This is a genomic window from Enterococcus sp. DIV1537a (assembly GCF_051712085.1).
GTDB classification, from domain to species: Bacteria; Bacillota; Bacilli; order Lactobacillales; family Enterococcaceae; genus Enterococcus; species Enterococcus faecalis.
In genome coordinates, this window is record NZ_JBIOOE010000001.1 from 2,750,381 (window position 1) to 2,765,997 (window position 15,617).

Annotated in this window: 15 protein-coding genes; all 15 read right to left on the reverse strand. The window is 38.6% G+C overall.

Going from position 1 to position 15,617, the window contains the following annotated elements; translation table 11 throughout:
• Positions 1 to 11: 11 nt before the first annotated feature.
• The gene (locus IGJ41_RS13445; RefSeq protein WP_002355974.1) at positions 12 to 197 is read right to left on the reverse strand and encodes a DUF951 domain-containing protein; all 186 of its coding nucleotides are present in this window, start codon (positions 195 to 197) and stop codon (positions 12 to 14) included.
• A gap of 117 nt (positions 198 to 314) precedes the next feature.
• Positions 315 to 1,205, reverse strand: coding sequence for a ParB/RepB/Spo0J family partition protein (locus IGJ41_RS13450; protein ID WP_002355975.1), 891 nt, complete (start codon positions 1,203 to 1,205; stop codon positions 315 to 317).
• Positions 1,198 to 1,959 carry a ParA family protein gene (locus tag IGJ41_RS13455; RefSeq protein ID WP_002355976.1) on the reverse strand — a complete coding sequence of 254 codons (762 nt, stop codon included), beginning with the start codon at positions 1,957 to 1,959 and terminating at the stop codon, positions 1,198 to 1,200. Before IGJ41_RS13455 ends, IGJ41_RS13450 begins: the two co-directional genes overlap by 8 nt.
• A gap of 15 nt (positions 1,960 to 1,974) precedes the next feature.
• Entirely contained in the window at positions 1,975 to 2,691 is a 717-nt protein-coding gene (gene rsmG / locus IGJ41_RS13460) for a 16S rRNA (guanine(527)-N(7))-methyltransferase RsmG (protein WP_153853753.1), read from the reverse strand.
• Between the two features lie 247 nt (positions 2,692 to 2,938).
• Complete coding sequence (locus IGJ41_RS13465; protein ID WP_016614337.1) at positions 2,939 to 3,925, reverse strand: DUF3114 domain-containing protein; 987 nt, start codon at positions 3,923 to 3,925, stop codon at positions 2,939 to 2,941.
• 411 nt (positions 3,926 to 4,336) lie between these two features.
• Positions 4,337 to 6,109: an oleate hydratase gene (locus IGJ41_RS13470; RefSeq protein WP_002361446.1), complete on the reverse strand. Its 1,773-nt coding sequence runs from the start codon at positions 6,107 to 6,109 to the stop codon at positions 4,337 to 4,339.
• A gap of 200 nt (positions 6,110 to 6,309) precedes the next feature.
• Complete coding sequence (locus tag IGJ41_RS13475; RefSeq protein ID WP_002355980.1) at positions 6,310 to 6,987, reverse strand: fructose-6-phosphate aldolase; 678 nt, start codon at positions 6,985 to 6,987, stop codon at positions 6,310 to 6,312.
• A gap of 27 nt (positions 6,988 to 7,014) precedes the next feature.
• Positions 7,015 to 7,371 (reverse strand): PTS glucitol/sorbitol transporter subunit IIA, encoded by a 357-nt coding sequence (locus IGJ41_RS13480; RefSeq protein WP_192211659.1) that lies wholly within the window; start codon positions 7,369 to 7,371, stop codon positions 7,015 to 7,017.
• Positions 7,372 to 7,394: 23 nt separating this feature from the next.
• Positions 7,395 to 8,390, reverse strand: a complete 996-nt coding sequence (srlE, locus tag IGJ41_RS13485; protein ID WP_002379286.1) for a PTS glucitol/sorbitol transporter subunit IIB — start codon at positions 8,388 to 8,390, stop codon at positions 7,395 to 7,397.
• A gap of 16 nt (positions 8,391 to 8,406) precedes the next feature.
• Entirely contained in the window at positions 8,407 to 8,961 is a 555-nt protein-coding gene (gene srlA / locus IGJ41_RS13490; protein WP_002355983.1) for a PTS glucitol/sorbitol transporter subunit IIC, read from the reverse strand.
• Complete coding sequence (locus tag IGJ41_RS13495; RefSeq protein WP_002368739.1) at positions 8,961 to 9,446, reverse strand: transcriptional regulator GutM; 486 nt, start codon at positions 9,444 to 9,446, stop codon at positions 8,961 to 8,963. The genes srlA and IGJ41_RS13495 overlap by 1 nt, the downstream gene beginning before the upstream one ends.
• The gene (locus IGJ41_RS13500; RefSeq protein ID WP_438714600.1) at positions 9,443 to 11,305 is read right to left on the reverse strand and encodes a BglG family transcription antiterminator; all 1,863 of its coding nucleotides are present in this window, start codon (positions 11,303 to 11,305) and stop codon (positions 9,443 to 9,445) included. Before IGJ41_RS13500 ends, IGJ41_RS13495 begins: the two co-directional genes overlap by 4 nt.
• Positions 11,306 to 11,320: 15 nt before the next feature.
• Positions 11,321 to 12,121, reverse strand: coding sequence for an SDR family oxidoreductase (locus IGJ41_RS13505; RefSeq protein WP_438714602.1), 801 nt, complete (start codon positions 12,119 to 12,121; stop codon positions 11,321 to 11,323).
• 171 nt (positions 12,122 to 12,292) lie between these two features.
• Positions 12,293 to 14,191: a tRNA uridine-5-carboxymethylaminomethyl(34) synthesis enzyme MnmG gene (gene mnmG, locus IGJ41_RS13510; protein WP_153853750.1), complete on the reverse strand. Its 1,899-nt coding sequence runs from the start codon at positions 14,189 to 14,191 to the stop codon at positions 12,293 to 12,295.
• 19 nt (positions 14,192 to 14,210) lie between these two features.
• A complete protein-coding gene (gene mnmE / locus IGJ41_RS13515; RefSeq protein WP_002367535.1) occupies positions 14,211 to 15,608 on the reverse strand; it encodes a tRNA uridine-5-carboxymethylaminomethyl(34) synthesis GTPase MnmE in 1,398 nt (465 codons plus the stop codon).
• Positions 15,609 to 15,617 lie beyond the last annotated feature (9 nt).

Genomic DNA, 15,617 nt, shown 5'->3' on the forward strand with positions numbered 1-15,617 from the left:
GCATCAAAGCATTAGTCTGCTTTTTTCTCGATTACTTTTTTTAATTTTTTAGTAAAATCACGACGCGGCATCATGACAATATGCCCGCAATTCGTGCACTTGATTTTGATATCAGCGCCCATGCGAATGATTTGCCAACGATTTGCTTGGCAAGCATGCGGCTTTTTCATTTCGACAATATCGCCTAAATCATACATGTTCCAAGCCTTCTTTCTTCTCTTACTTATATAAAAATACCATGATTACAATACCATTTTTTAACGAAACTAGCAAAAGGATTTGTGACTTTCTATCTTACTTTCTCACCTTGCTTCTTATTCCTCGTCAAAATGAATATCTAAAATATCTAAAATTCTAGCCAAATCCGAAGAGGACAAGTACTCAATTTCAATTTTTCCTTTGCCTTCTTTTTCTTGAATCGCTACGGTTGTCCCAAATTTATCCATTAAGCGGTCTTCACTTTCTCGAATATAAATGGGTTTTTCTTTGATGGCTTTTTTCGCTTTTTTGCCCTTTTTGCCTTGTGTTTCGTTTAATTCAGCGACAAGTTGTTCTAATTGTCGAACCGTTAAATTGTCTTTAATACAACGATTAGCTAATGGCAATAGCTGTTCTTTGTTCTTCAAGCCTAATAACGTCCGTGCTTGACCCATTGACATGCTTTGTTTTTGAACCATTGCTTTGACCGCATCTGGTAAGGTTAGCAACCGTAAATAATTGGCAATATACGGACGACTTTTGCCCAAACGTTCTGCGACTTCCGCTTGTGTTAATTTCAAATTTTTCATTAGCATTTCATAGGCTTCTGCTTCTTCTAGCGGATTTAAATCTTCCCTTTGTAAGTTTTCCAAAACAGCAACTTGCATCATGGATTCTTCATCAAATTCGCGAATAATTGCGGGAATTTTTTCTTTGCCGGCTAATTTAGAAGCCCGGAACCGACGCTCACCTGCAATAATTTCATAGCCTTTAACTGCCGATTTACGGACAATAATTGGTTGAAATACACCGGAATGTAGAATCGAGTTTGCAAGTTCTTGTAAAGAGGTTTCATCAAATGTTTTCCGCGGTTGGTAAGGATTGGGACGAAGTTCGTTTAATAGAATTTCTGTCACTTGTTCGTTCTTAACGTCGACATCTTCTAGCTTTGCGATATCTTGAAACAAGGCATCGATGCCTCTGCCTAAACCTTTGCCTTTATTCATTCTCCAACACTTCCTTTGCTAGTGCTTGATACACTTCGGCACCTTTTGAGCGAATATCATAGTCAATGATTGGTAAACCATGACTTGGTGCTTCGGATAAACGGACATTTCTTGGAATAATCGTGTCATAGACTTTTTCACGGAAATATTTACGGACTTCTTCAACGACTTCGGCACCTAAATTGGTCCGAGCATCGTACATGGTTAACAAGACCCCTTCAATTTTCAATTCAGGGTTAAAATGTTTTTGAACCAAGCGAATCGTATTTAGCAATTGACTCAAGCCTTCTAATGCGTAATATTCACATTGAACAGGAATTAGAATCGAATCACTTGCTGTAAAAGCATTGATTGTTAAATGCCCTAGAGAAGGCGGGCAATCAATTAAAACGAAATCATACATGTCTCTTACTTCATCAATTGCTAATTTCAAGCGCGATTCTCGAGCCATCATTGAAGTTAATTCAATTTCAGCGCCTGCTAATTGAATAGTTGCAGGGACAATATCTAAATTTTCACGGCTGGTATGTTGAACCACGCTAGTGATTGGTTCTTCATTTACAAGGACATCATACACATCGTGTGCGACATCTGGTTTAGGGACACCCATGCCACTGGTAGCATTTCCTTGTGCATCAATGTCGATCAGTAAGACTTTTTTGCCTAAGTTTGCTAAACATGCGCCTAAATTTACAGTGGTCGTTGTTTTACCAACGCCGCCTTTTTGGTTCGCTACAGAAATAATTCGTGTCATGTGTGTGCCTCCATCTTATTTAATCGGTTGTTTATTTGGTAATCCAGGTTTTCTGGGATATTTTTTAGGGGTTTCTTTTTTCTTTTGAATCACGACAATGTGGCGTTCGTCTGCCGTAATCGGCAAAGTAAAATCAACTTCTTTTTGAAATTGACCGCCTAATGTAGCGATTGCAGGTTTTGCTTCATTAATTTCTTCTTCACTTTTCGATGCTTTTAAGGCTAAAAAATAGCCTTCTTTTTTAACTAAGGGTAAACACAGTTCACTTAAAACATTCAACCGTGCAACTGCTCGCGCTGTAACGTAATCAAACGCGCCACGAAATTCTGCTTTTTGACCAAATGTTTCTGCACGATCATGATACAAAGAAACATTAGCCAAACCTAGTCGATTCACCAACTCTGTTAGGAAAGTAATTCGTTTATTTAAAGAGTCAACAATTGTGACATTTAATGAAGGAAAAACAATTTTCAAAGGAATACTTGGAAATCCTGCGCCTGCGCCAACATCACAAATGGCTTTGTCACTGGCAAAATCTTCAAAGAATGCCAACGAAACAGAATCATAGAAATGTTTCAAATAAACTTCTTTTTCTTCTGTAATGGCTGTTAAATTCATTTTTTCATTCCATTCTACTAATAAATGGAAATATTGGTCAAATTGTGTCATCTGTTGGTCTGTCAATTCAATGCCTTTTACGGCTAATAGTTGTCTAAATTCTTCGGGTAGCATAAGGACTCCTTCCTTTTTTGTGAAACAGAAAAATGTTTCACAATCATCTTTTCCTACTTTAACGCAAATAGCAATTTCTTGCAATGCTTTTCGGAAGATTTTTGCCTGAATGATAAAAGAAAAAACCGCCTTTTTATGTGGTAAAAAGTCTCTAGCCATGGGCCAAAATGTTCAATTGGCGGCAACGAAAACCGCCTTTCTCTAAGAGTAAAACAAGCCAATGTTTCATGTGAAACATTGGCTTGTTTTACTTACTATAATCATCGCACTTTATTTGTCGTTCTCTGCGGTAGTCGTATTCTTGGATACGGGGACTTAACCAACCTTTTTTGGCTGTTTTTCGTAATTGATGATCAAATCTCCCTGGTGGTGAACTATCTAGTAATTCATGGGTACGATTATTCCGATTTGCATAATTAAACGATTCACCATTCAAGACTTTTTCCTGGTATTCACTGTTTTTGGCCGCTTGATAATAGGCTGGATTACTAATTAATCTGCCTCGCCAGTCCTCAACTAACACATCCCACTGGGTTACAAAGGTCCCTTCTTCATTCAAAATAAACTCACTGTGAAAATTAGGTGTCAATCGTTTCTTATTAATTAAAGAATAAGATGCCCCCTCAGGGTATTTGTTATGCAAACGAGCAGAGCTTTTTTTCAGTTTCCGCCCGCCCATTCCTTGCGGCTTGGCCGCAAAAACATAACGTTTTAATGCCTGTTCATCGGTGTCCCCTTCTTGTTTAAAAAAATCGCGGATATACGTGATATTTTGACGATCAATATACATTCTCAATTGATGTATCTTTTTCGCTTTCTCTTGATTAAAGCTCCCAAGAAGACCTAACGGATAGGCTTTTTGAACTGTTTTTGCCAGTAAGTGCCAAAACGTCGCATGCGGTGCAATCGTCTTCGAGAAACGATAAGGTCCTACTAATTGCAACATGCCATGCTGATCCAACACTGCACCTAATTGCCATAAAAGTAACGAGAGCTTTTCTTGCGGACGATAAGCCGAAAAGCGAAATAATCGCTCATACGCTGAAGAGCCCACTTCTTCCACTTCAGAAAACAGTTCCGCGACTGCTGTTTTCGCTTGCTTAAGTGGCAAGAAACGCGTGTCTTTTATGGCGCTTTCCACTAATCCATAAACAGCTTGGCGGTCCCAGCCAGCGTCAATCGCCGCCTCTACACCAGCACTCATTGCTTGTTGTAATTCTTGCCAACGTCCCATCTTCTCGCCGCCTTTTTCTATATACTTCTTCTATAATGATAATCCTTTCCCCGCAAAATGCCAACTGCTTTAACGCAAAAAAAACAACCCGCCCTTTGGGGAAGGGCGGGCGGAGGAGTTAAAAAATGAAAAAGTGTTTTGTTAGGGTTTTGTTTATCGGGTATGTTTAAATAATAGCCGTTAAATGTGAAGAAACTATGGTAAAAATGCGCCTTCTTTTCAACAAAATTTTGAAAAAGTCTCTTCAGAAATTAAGATTTTTTTGCGAAGTTGTATACTTTCTACCTCCATTCGATATATTATATATTTAATATCCATAAAATCACAAAAGAAATATACATAATAATGAATATTTATTCAACAATTGATAATCTAACAAAAAAAGCGAGTGATTTACACTCGCTTTTTCAACTAAATTAAATGATTTTCTCTTAAAATATCACCAATATACGTATCCTCAAATTTCTTCACAAAGTGTTCAACCATTTTGCGTTCCACGAACGGCATATCCATTTCTGTTAATTTTTTCTTGTCAGATAAATAATAAACAGAGTTTGCTAAGACGCGCAAGTCGTATGCAGAAGCAAACACTTCTGGTACTCCGCGTTCAACCTCTAGCAATTGATAAACAGCTTCCATCGCTGTCCGTACAGAATACTCTGTTGTAAACACCGTATCTCGTTCAGTATCTGCGAAGTTCCCAATGAAAGCAAGATTTTTAGAGCCGTTTGGTACAACTAATGGTCGATCGCCTGGTTCTCTTAACATAAAGTAAGAAGTGATAAACGGCATATACACCGGAATAGTGGTAGCCGATTCTTCTGAAATACGTTCAATTTCCCCTTCTGGGACCCCTAAATGATAAAGTAACTCTTGCGTAATTTCTTGGCCTGTACATTGTTCGATTGGTTTTTTAATATAATTTCCTGGTTTATTAGAAAGTAATCCATATACCCAAGTTATAGATTGTTGATCATTTTGTTCTTTGAAATGCGGTTGTCTATGCATAGCAAAACTCATCATCCAATTAGAGTCTTTGATAGTAATAATACCACCTGTGACAATTTTTCCTGTGCGTAATTTACGATGTGTTAACCGAGAAAGATACGGTTCAATATCGAAATTTTCCCACGTAATCGTTGCTGAGACAAACCAACTTTCATCTGGTAAATTTTCACAGAAAACTTCTGGGTGCCCAAATTCTGGGGATTGTTTTGCTAAGTTTTTCCAGAGATTCCAACTTCCCCCTAGTTCATGAGTAATTGGTGCTGGTGTATGATGATCTCCTTGCGTCGAACTTTCAGTAATTGAGCCATTCGTTACGAAGACTAAATCATTTTCAGTTAAAGGAATTTCTTTGGTTTTGCCCGCTTGTGTCAACAATAATCGCCGAGCAACTTTAGTAGCTCCTTTGATGTCGACTTGGATATCATTGATCGTTGTTTCATATTGAAAGTCTACCCCTTGATTGGTTAAAAAGCTTAATAATGGTTTCACTAACGATTCGTATTGATTGTATTTGGTAAACTTCAAGGCTGTAAAGTCAGGCAAACCTTTGATGTGGTGGATAAAGCGCATGATGTAACGGCGCATTTCAATGGCAGAGTGCCATTTTTCAAAAGCAAACATTGAACACCAATAGATCCAAAAGTTGGATTCAAAAAATTCTTCGCCGAAAACATCTTCAATTTTTTTGCCAATTAATTGATCTTCAGAAGTCATAAATAAATCAACGATTTCTTTTTGTGCTTTTTTGGATAAAGTAAATTGTCCATCATCTGGGACACGCTCGCCACGGTTATGAATAATGCGGCAATTTGAAGAATTCGGATCATCTAAATCTAACCGGTAAAACTCATCTAGGACAGAGGCATCTTCTACTTCTAATGATGGTACCGAACGAAATAGATCCCACAAACACTCGAAATGGTTTTCCATTTCGCGTCCGCCGCGAGTGACAAAGCCATCATGAGGAATAAATTTACCATCTAAAGAACCGCCAGACAGCGTAAGTTCTTCAAAAATGTGAATATTTTCGCCCTTCATTTGACCGTCACGAATTAAGAAAACAGCCGTTGCTAAACCTGCTAGGCCACCACCAACGATATAGGCACTCTTGTCATCTACACCTTTTGGTTTTCTTGGTCGAGCAAATGCTTCATAATTTCCATTTGTGTATCTCATTCTCGTTTCCTCCTATCATTTGATACCCTCATCATACTGCTACCAAAAAAAATACCCAAAAGATAACCCTTTTTTTTAAGAAATTCTTTGACAAATAAAGAAAATTGTCTAATTTTTAAGCAAGTGAATAATCGTAGATGTTTCATGTGAAACAAAAAAAGAACGAGAAGAAAAATGGCCGCTTTTTCTTCTCGTTCTTTTTATGCTAATTCGTTTACCGTTTCTACTCCAAAAACAGCAACCCAATCTTCCTGAAAATCAGTTACTGCTTTTTGAATGGCGGGCATTGCCAAGCCTTGTGTCACGAGTTCTGGTGCGATAGTGACCGCTTGCGCCCCCATTTGACAGGCTTGATTAATTTGTGCCACGTTTTTAAAACTAGCAGCTAAGATCTTACTCTTTGCGTTCGTCCGTTTAATTTCTGCAGCTAAATGCTCAATAACCTTTTGAGAATCAATTGTTAAATTCTCCATCCTATTATAATACGGCGCTAAATAATCTGCACCTGCCGCAATCGCTAGATAACCTTGAAATTCTGTATAAATAGCGGTTGCTGTTATCCGATAATTTGCCTGCTTTAGTTGTTTGATGGCTGCCAAGCCTGCTTCATTGACTGGGATTTTAATGAATGTTTCTTGGCCTAATTGTTGTACAATGGTTTGGGCATCTTCTAGCATCTCTTCTGTCGTTTGACCGACCACTTGGACGTGCAAACTCGCTTGTCCAATCGTTTTTTTGATTTCTTTCATCTGCGCAAAGAAGTCAATTTTTCCTGCTTGCTTAACAATACTAGGATTAGACGTTACGCCTGCCAGTGGTAAAATTTTCTGATACTTTCGAATAGCCTCAAGATTAATTGTATCTAGCATAAATTCCATCTTTTACGTTCCTCCCTTAAACGATAATTATAGAATAGTGATTGTTGTACCAACAGTTATTTCAGGAATAGTTTTTTCTTCAACATATAATGTACCTGGTAATTCAGGTGTTGTTGCGCCATCAAATTTAATAGTAATGTGACCCAATGTGTCTAAATTAGTTAATACTACCTCGCCTACAGCGGTAATCTGGTAAGTTTGTTCATCAATCACTAACGTTTGCTTGTCCGTAATCGCTTCTGTGACTGGCTGAACCTCAATGTTATAACAATAATCTGCTAAAGCATCTGGTGCATCTTTTCCAAATAAGATGACCATTTTTTCTTCTTTAAATAATTCGGCTTCTGGTCCAATAGACTGAACCTTTGTTGTAAATACTGACATTTCCCATCCTCCAAAAAAATTTTTTAACTATACAATCCAAAACTTGCTAACCAAGCAACTAGTACTCGAGGGGCACCATTTAAGAAACGAGAATATAAAACAGAAGGGACCCCGACTTCAACGGTTTCAGCTTCAGCTTCTTCCAAGCCTAAACCCACGGGAATAAAGTCGCATGCGTTTTGTGTATTAATAGCAAACAATGCTGGTAAAGCTAGTTGTGGCGGAATGTTGCCTTTCCCAATTTCCACACCAATTAACGTACCAATTACTTGGCTGATTACTGCTCCAGGACCTAATAAAGGAGAAAGAAACGGCAGAGAACAAATAAAACCAATAATTGTTAACCCCACAATGTTTCCTGCCAATGGCGCCATGATATTGGCAAAAAATTCACCAATTCCTGAACCTTGAATCACACCAATTAATAAAGAAACAAATGCCATAAACGGAATCACTGTATTGATCATCGTTTGTACGCCTTCACGGGCTGATTGGTTGAATGTCGCTACAACTTTTCCTGCACCCATACCAATTTTCGCAACAAAACTTTGTTGTTCCGCTTTTTGTTCAGTAATTTTTTTACTTGTATCATATTTAAATTCTGTTTTTTTCGAGGTGGGCTTTTCTGTATCAGCAGAAGCTTCTTCTGATGTCAATGTAATCTGTTTCGGGCCTACAGCGGAAACATAAATTGTCTCATTAATGTATTGTGCTAAGGGACCACTTTTGCCAGTTGGAACAACGTTAATAGTAGGAATTCCTTTTTTAGGATAAATCCCGCAACGAAGAGTGCCTCCACAATCAATAATGGCTAATGCGATTTCATCATCTGGAATCGATGTCTTAAAACCATTGACCGCTTCCATTCCTGTCAATTCTACGATTTTATCAACGATTGCGGGTTTCTCGCCGCCACCTGTAATGTAAATAAATTTATGTTTTTCTTCTGTCGGTGTAATTACTAAGGGCCCACCATAACCGCCATTTCCTTTAACTACCTTAATACTATTGTACGTCATCGCACCTTGCTCCTTTCTAATCCACAGCAATCTCTACTGTTTTACTAAGGGTAATTCCTTGTTGTTTGCAAACATAGGCGGTAGTGAAATCGGTAACCCAACCGCCAATAAAATTCATTAATATCCCTACAAACATATAGCGAATCGCTAGGTCCATCGAATTTAGTCCTAACGTATCAATCCCTTGCGCAATCCCTAACCAAACGAACAATTCACCAGGATTAATATGAGGGAAAACTCCATTACTGGTATGACAAAATTGCGCTTGTGCAGCATAATAGCTAGGTTTATAGTATTCTGGTAAAAATCGAGCCATCGTAAAGGACATTGGATTGCCTAACATAAAAGCGGATAAAAAAGGCAGCACTAAATATCGCGTAACAGGATTTTTAGCAGAAAGTTTGGCTACTTTGGTTACTCTTTCTTCTCCTAGAAAAGCAATTAAAGTATTCATAGCTACCATTAACATCAAAACAACAGGTACGATGCCTGTCATCCAAGAAATAAATGTTTCTGCTCCTGTTTGGAAAAGGTGCATAAATCCTTCCGCAAATTTTGTAATATAAGACATTACTCGACACTTCCTTTCAATTTTGTTTGTACTTTATTTTTCCATAATTGCCATTGAATTTTGGCTCCATTAAGCGGCGTTAATGGTTGTGTTTCTTGATAATTGCCAAGCTCAACACGTAAGTAAATTTCTCGTGCATTTTCCATCGCTTGTTGGGTTAATTTATTTTCCTTTTGTACGAGTGGATGGTAATGATCCATATAATGAATATCCTCGTTCACGTACTGAGGTAAGGAATGAAATTTAGCTAGAACGGTGACACCTTGCATCTTTCTAGCGGCTAAGATTTTCCCTTGTGAATCCACAGCAAACAAGATAATCGTGCCTGCTTTTAACTTCCCTGCACGTCGACCAATCGCGACTTTTCCTAATTGTCGCAATTCTTGGTAGTTTTGATTAAAGTGTTTAATCTGTTTCATTCCCATAGCTATCTGAACGAAGTAAGCTGTTAAAAAAAGCGCCCCGAATACGTAGATAAAACTCATATGATAATCCCCTTCCTTTGCATCCACTCTTTAACCGCTAAAAGATCTCGTTGCTTCCGTAATTCATTACGTAAACGTTCGTCTCCTGCGATTGTAAACAAGCGGTCATATAGTTGTAGTAACTCTGCTTCAACAGTGGCAGTCAGCTCTTCTGGAATACCCAACAGCAAAATAACATCAACTTTACCTTCTGGTGTAACCAGTGATTCTTCAAAAACCCCAATCGATAAAATAATCGTTGGTAAGGCTTGATTAATTGTATGGGGAAAGGCAATCCCCGATTCAAAAATAGTTGTTTGTTGATTTTCTCTAGTAAAAATTCGTTCGATAAATTGGGGATCTACTAATTTTTCTGCTTCTAAATCAGCAACCATTTTCTGAATATTCGCTCGGTAACCTTGAGTATTCTCTAATAATTGATAGGTCATATGAATATTTTGAGATTCCACGGAACGAATTTCTTTTGCTCTCTGCCACTCATTTCTGAGCCAAGTATCGTTAAATAAATTAGTTAAATGGATCATCGGTGTTTGTGGTCGAATATTTTTTAAGAGAATGGTTGTAAAAATAGCAAAATATTGATTCAATTCTCTTCTCTCTGCCTCTTCTTCAGAAAAATGGGCAATCTGGACGTCTGGACCCAAAACTTTTTCCAATTGCCGCTGAATGATCAAGGCCGTTCCATGACCTGTACTGCAGATTACAGCGATTTCTTTTTTGGCTCCCGCTTCATAGTTCCCTCTCAATGCTAGTTCAAAATACAAAGCGAGATACCCAAATTCAACCGTCGGCACACAACGATTCAACAAACGGCCCAATTCTTGCAAGCCAATTTTGGCTAATTCATAGGCCAAAGGATATTGTCGTTCAATTTCTCCATAAAATAAATCGTGACATTCCACATGAAAAACGAGTCGATTCATCACGTTTCTTAAATGATCTTTCATTTCTGAAAACAAGAAGTCCTCATCAAATTCAACGACAACTGAATGATGAATTTTTTTCATCATTTTTTGAAAATAGTCAGCTAAGAGTCCTTCATCAGCCAATAAAGAATTACGAATATGGTTTGTGTTGATGTTAAAAGGAAAGCTGATAAAGGAACGTTCCCATTGGCTTAACGTTACATTATAGGTTATTTCCAAGTGATACATCAGTTCTTCAATCTGCTCGTTATGACGAACATAATCAACATATTCTGGTGGTAGTTCCGTAATGAGTTTTCCAGCTAAAACACGCTGCAAAACAATTGAAACCACTCTTCGTAAAAGAAAACTATCTTGTTTTGCTAGTCTTGTTTCTTTGATTATTTTTTGTATCATTTGTTTGGTAGTTTCATGAAGAAACTGTTCTTCAAAATATTCTTGGACGTAATTCACATGAAGTAAGCGTAAATCAAACTCTTTTCCTTCTAAATGAATGCCACGGTTTGGCGTGCCTACAACCGCAACCTGCCAAGGAGCAATCAGCTCTTTCATGCGCTTAATGTCTTTATTAACTGTGCCGCGACTAACGGCGAGTTCTTCGGATAAATCATAAGTTGAAAAAAATTGATCTTCTTCTATTAATCGTTTGATAATGTAGGAAACACGCTTGCTTGAAGAATTAAAATCAGATTCCCTTTTTAGCCGTCCAGACAAAACCTCTTCAAAACCTTCAAAGTTATTGATTTCTAACTGAAAGAGATTTTCCTTCTGAATAATTTGGGCGATACCGATTAATTCATCATTCAATGTATCAATGTTTTTACGAACTGTTTGAGGACTTGCGGCTAATTTTTCTTGCAATTCCTGTAAGCTCATTCCTTTGTGATCAACTAGTAATTTTATTACTTGGTACCATCTATTTACTAGCGTCATTTAGTTTTCCCACCTCTATCCTCTTGTTTTACCTCCAGCTACGTTTGTGGTGATGCCTGTAATATAGCTTGAACGGTCTGATAAATAATAGCATACTAAGTCAGCGACTTCATGGAGTTTTCCGCTACGACCTAATGGAATCGTACTTGTTTTTGAATAACCTGCTCGCAATTGCTCAACAGAAATGTTTCGTGTATAAGCCAATGCTTCTTCGTATGCTAAAGTGCGCAAACCAGTTTCTTCCATAATGCCTGGCGCAATCCCCACGACACGGACGTTTGATTTTCCTAACTCTTTAGCCCATGAACGTGTATAACTGCTGACCGCTGCTTTCGTTGCAGCGTAGGCGCTTTGCCCTTCGGAGCCTTCTAATCCAGCTTCTGAAGACATATTAATAATGACACCTGTTTGTTTTTGTACAAGAATTCGGCCCACTGCTCGGCTCATTAGGTAGAGCCCTTTTTGATTGATGGCTACAATTTTATCGAATACCTCATCCGATAATTCATAAGGCCCATGAGGATGATTTTTATCCACCAATAGACGAGGAATATTGATGCCGGCATTGTTTACTAGGCCATCTACGGTTCCAAATTTTTCCACCACTTGAGCGACACCCGCTTCTACTTCTGCTCGAGAAGTTACATCGACTTTCACAAAGAGTAAATGCTCATGTTGCGTTTCTGATGCTGAAATATCAAAATTAGCGACATAGACCTCTTGTGCTAACAAGCTTTCAACAATGCTGCGACCAATACCAGATGAGCCTCCTGTAACAATCACTACTTTTCCTTTAATTCTTAACCAATCTGTCATTTGTTCCACTCCTATCATTTGTTTGCGCTTTCAGTATAGGTCAGTTTGTGAAATTATTTAAGACAGTCTTTTTTTGCAGTTTAGAAAAAAAAGTAGACTAATTCAAAACAAAAAAGCAGTTGCTTCTTCACAATCAATCATCCGTGAAGAAGCAACTGCTTCAAATTTTTATTATCTTTGCACTTTCGCGATTTTTCCTTGTTCGATGTAAACCATCAAAATGCTAATGTCAGCGGGGTTCACACCGCTGATACGGCTTGCTTGGGCAATCGTTTCTGGTTGGATTTTTTGTAGTTTTTGTTTTGCTTCTGTCGCCAAACCGTTAATCGCTTGGTAATCAATGTTTTCTGGAATGCGTTTTGCTTCCATGCGTTTTAGTTTCTCAACTTTTTCCATGGCTTTTTTAATGTAGCCTTCGTACTTGATTTGAATTTCTACTTGTTCAATCACTTTTGGATTGAGCGCCTCTTCAGGTGCGGGAATAAATTGAGCGACTTCTTGATAACTGATTTCTGGGCGTTTCAGAAAATCTCTAGCTAAAATACCATCTTTTAAGCCAGCAGCGCCTTTGGTTTCCAAAAATGCTTGCACTTCTTTGGTTGGTTTAATCCGATGTTTGCCTAAGCGGGCAATTTCCGCTTCAACAGCCGCTTTTTTGACTAGATAGGCGGCATATTGTTCTTCTTTGACTAAGCCAATTTCATGACCCATTTCTGTTAAACGTAAGTCCGCATTGTCATGTCGTAAAATCAAACGATACTCCGCACGTGACGTTAATAAGCGATAAGGTTCGTTGGTACCTTTTGTAACTAAATCGTCAATCATGACGCCAATATAGCCGTCACTACGTTTTAAAACAAGAGGCTCTTTGCCTTGAATTTTCAATGCAGCATTAATTCCTGCCATCAAGCCTTGACCAGCAGCTTCTTCGTAGCCACTAGTTCCGTTCGTTTGACCTGCTGTATAAAGATTCTCAATGACCTTTGTTTCTAATGTTGGGCGTAATTGGTGAGGGACTACCACATCGTATTCAATGGCGTAACCTGTACGCATCATTTCTACTTTTTCTAATCCTTCAATAGAATGAAGCATTTCTGTTTGGACATCTTCTGGTAAAGAAGTAGATAAGCCTTGGACGTAAACTTCTTCGGTATTCAACCCTTCTGGTTCCAAGAACAATTGGTGTCTTGGTTTGTCTGCAAAACGAACAATTTTGTCCTCGATGGATGGGCAATACCGAGCGCCCACACCTTCCACAATCCCAGTAAACATTGGGGCGCGGTGTAGATTTTTTTGAATAATTTCATGGGTTGTTTCATTCGTATAAGTTAACCAACAAGGTTCTTGGTTTTGATTGTAGGCACTATCTGGCGTGCTGTAACTAAAATGGTTGGGTTCTTTATCGCCTGGTTGTTCCTCTGTCACAGAATAATCAATCGTACTTGATTTTACTCGCGGCGGCGTTCCTGTTTTAAAGCGATCGATTTCTAAACCTAATTCTTTTAAATGATTGGCTAAACCAACGGAAGGTTGTGAATTGTTTGGTCCTGATGAATATTTTAATTCACCAATAATAATTTCGCCACGCAAGGCAGTACCGGCAGTAATCACCACTGCTTGACTACGGTATGCGGCACCTGTTGAAGTTACAACACCACGACAAACGCCATCTTCCACGATTAATTCTTCAACAATCCCTTGACGAAGGGTTAAATTTTCTTCTTTTTCAATGGTATGTTTCATTTCTGTCGCATAGGCATGTTTGTCGGCTTGCGCGCGCAACGCACGCACTGCTGGACCTTTACCAGTATTTAGCATCCGCATTTGGATGTAGGTTTTATCAATGTTTTTACCCATTTCGCCGCCTAATGCATCGATTTCTCGGACAACGACTCCTTTGGCAGGTCCACCAACAGAAGGGTTACATGGCATAAAAGCAACCATATCTAAATTAATCGTTAAAAGTAACGTTTTAACGCCCATTCGTGCGGCTGCTAAGGCTGCTTCAGAGCCAGCATGTCCAGCACCGACGACAATAACATCATATGATTCTGCTTGATATTGATTCATAAAAAATTCCTCTCTTGTCTTATTTTCCTAAACAAAATTGACTAAATAACTGTGTAATTAATTCATCTTGGACACTATCGCCGACGATTTCCCCTAAATAATCCCAACAACGGGTCATATCAATTTGAACTAAATCGACTGGCATACCTGCTTCGATGCCGTTAATCACTTCTTGTAACGAAAGCGCTGCTTGATCCAGCAAAGCAATATGACGTGTATTAGAAATATAGGTAGCATCTTTTTCGCCTGTTTGGCCGCCAAAGAAAAGATCAGCAATTTTCGCTTCTAACTGGTCTAAGCCTGTGTTTGACAACACCGAAACGGATAAAATTTCTTCTGCAGGGACTAATTCTTGTAATTCGTTAGGATCCAGTTTTGTCGGTAAGTCCATTTTATTTAAAAGAATAACGCGTTTTAAGCCTTTCGTTGCTTCCAACAGTTGACGATCTTCCTCTGTCAATTTTTCGCTTTGATTTAAGACTAACAAAATTAAATCCGAATCTGCTAACGCTTTGCGGCTACGTTCGACACCAATTCGTTCCACAATGTCTTCTGTTTCGCGAATCCCCGCTGTATCAATTAATTTTAAAGGAACGCCGCGAACGTTAACGTATTCTTCAATGACATCACGTGTCGTTCCAGCAATATCTGTAACGATAGCTTTTTCTTCTCGTAACAGATGGTTTAACAAACTGGATTTCCCGACATTTGGTCGGCCAATAATTGCTGTACTTAGACCTTCTCGCAAAATTTTTCCTTGTTTAGCGGTCGTTAATAATTGTTGAATCTGTGCTTTCACAAATTCGGCTTTTTCTAAAAGTAATTTCGTGGTTAATTCTTCGACATCATCATACTCTGGATAATCGATATTAACTTCTACTTGCGCTAAAGTATTTAAAATTTCTTGTCTTAATGAACGAATTAACGCCGACAAGTTACCATCCAATTGGTTCAATGCAACATTCATCGCTTTATCCGTTTTAGCACGGATTAAGTCCATCACTGCTTCTGCTTGTGAAAGATCCATTCGGCCATTTAGAAAAGCACGTTTTGTAAATTCCCCAGGTTCGGCCATTCGTGCGCCTTCACGTAACAGTAATTGCAGTAGTTGGTTCACCACGACAATGCCGCCATGACAGTTAATTTCTACCACGTCTTCTCGTGTAAATGTTTTCGGTGCCCGCATCACAGAAAGCATGACTTCATCAATCAATTGATCGTTTTGCGGATCAACAATATGACCATAATGAATCGTGTGCGTGGGGACTTTAGCTAAATCTTTAGTGCCTGACCGATAAACTTTGTTTGCAATAGCAACTGCTTGCTCGCCACTTAAGCGAACAATACTAATCGCACCTTCACCTGGCGGCGTAGAAATCGCCGCAATTGTATCAAATTCCATTGTAGCTGATTGCATAATTAGCTT

Excerpts from the sequence above, each read along its gene's own strand:
- srlA (WP_002355983.1), bottom strand. The coding sequence starts at position 8,961 with ATGTCTTATATTACAAAATTTGCGGAAGGATTTATGCACCTTTTCCAA.
- IGJ41_RS13450 (WP_002355975.1), bottom strand. The coding sequence starts at position 1,205 with ATGAATAAAGGCAAAGGTTTAGGCAGAGGCATCGATGCCTTGTTTCAA.
- IGJ41_RS13465 (WP_016614337.1), bottom strand. The coding sequence starts at position 3,925 with ATGGGACGTTGGCAAGAATTACAACAAGCAATGAGTGCTGGTGTAGAG.
- IGJ41_RS13475 (WP_002355980.1), bottom strand. The coding sequence starts at position 6,987 with ATGGAATTTATGCTAGATACAATTAATCTTGAGGCTATTCGAAAGTAT.
- mnmG (WP_153853750.1), bottom strand. The coding sequence starts at position 14,191 with ATGAATCAATATCAAGCAGAATCATATGATGTTATTGTCGTCGGTGCT.
- IGJ41_RS13505 (WP_438714602.1), bottom strand. The coding sequence starts at position 12,121 with ATGACAGATTGGTTAAGAATTAAAGGAAAAGTAGTGATTGTTACAGGA.
- IGJ41_RS13445 (WP_002355974.1), bottom strand. The coding sequence starts at position 197 with ATGTATGATTTAGGCGATATTGTCGAAATGAAAAAGCCGCATGCTTGC.
- IGJ41_RS13480 (WP_192211659.1), bottom strand. The coding sequence starts at position 7,371 with ATGTCAGTATTTACAACAAAGGTTCAGTCTATTGGACCAGAAGCCGAA.
- IGJ41_RS13500 (WP_438714600.1), bottom strand. The coding sequence starts at position 11,305 with ATGACGCTAGTAAATAGATGGTACCAAGTAATAAAATTACTAGTTGAT.
- IGJ41_RS13470 (WP_002361446.1), bottom strand. The coding sequence starts at position 6,109 with ATGAGATACACAAATGGAAATTATGAAGCATTTGCTCGACCAAGAAAA.
- rsmG (WP_153853753.1), bottom strand. The coding sequence starts at position 2,691 with ATGCTACCCGAAGAATTTAGACAACTATTAGCCGTAAAAGGCATTGAA.
- mnmE (WP_002367535.1), bottom strand. The coding sequence starts at position 15,608 with ATGCAATCAGCTACAATGGAATTTGATACAATTGCGGCGATTTCTACG.
- srlE (WP_002379286.1), bottom strand. The coding sequence starts at position 8,390 with ATGACGTACAATAGTATTAAGGTAGTTAAAGGAAATGGCGGTTATGGT.
- IGJ41_RS13455 (WP_002355976.1), bottom strand. The coding sequence starts at position 1,959 with ATGACACGAATTATTTCTGTAGCGAACCAAAAAGGCGGCGTTGGTAAA.
- IGJ41_RS13495 (WP_002368739.1), bottom strand. The coding sequence starts at position 9,446 with ATGAGTTTTATCTACGTATTCGGGGCGCTTTTTTTAACAGCTTACTTC.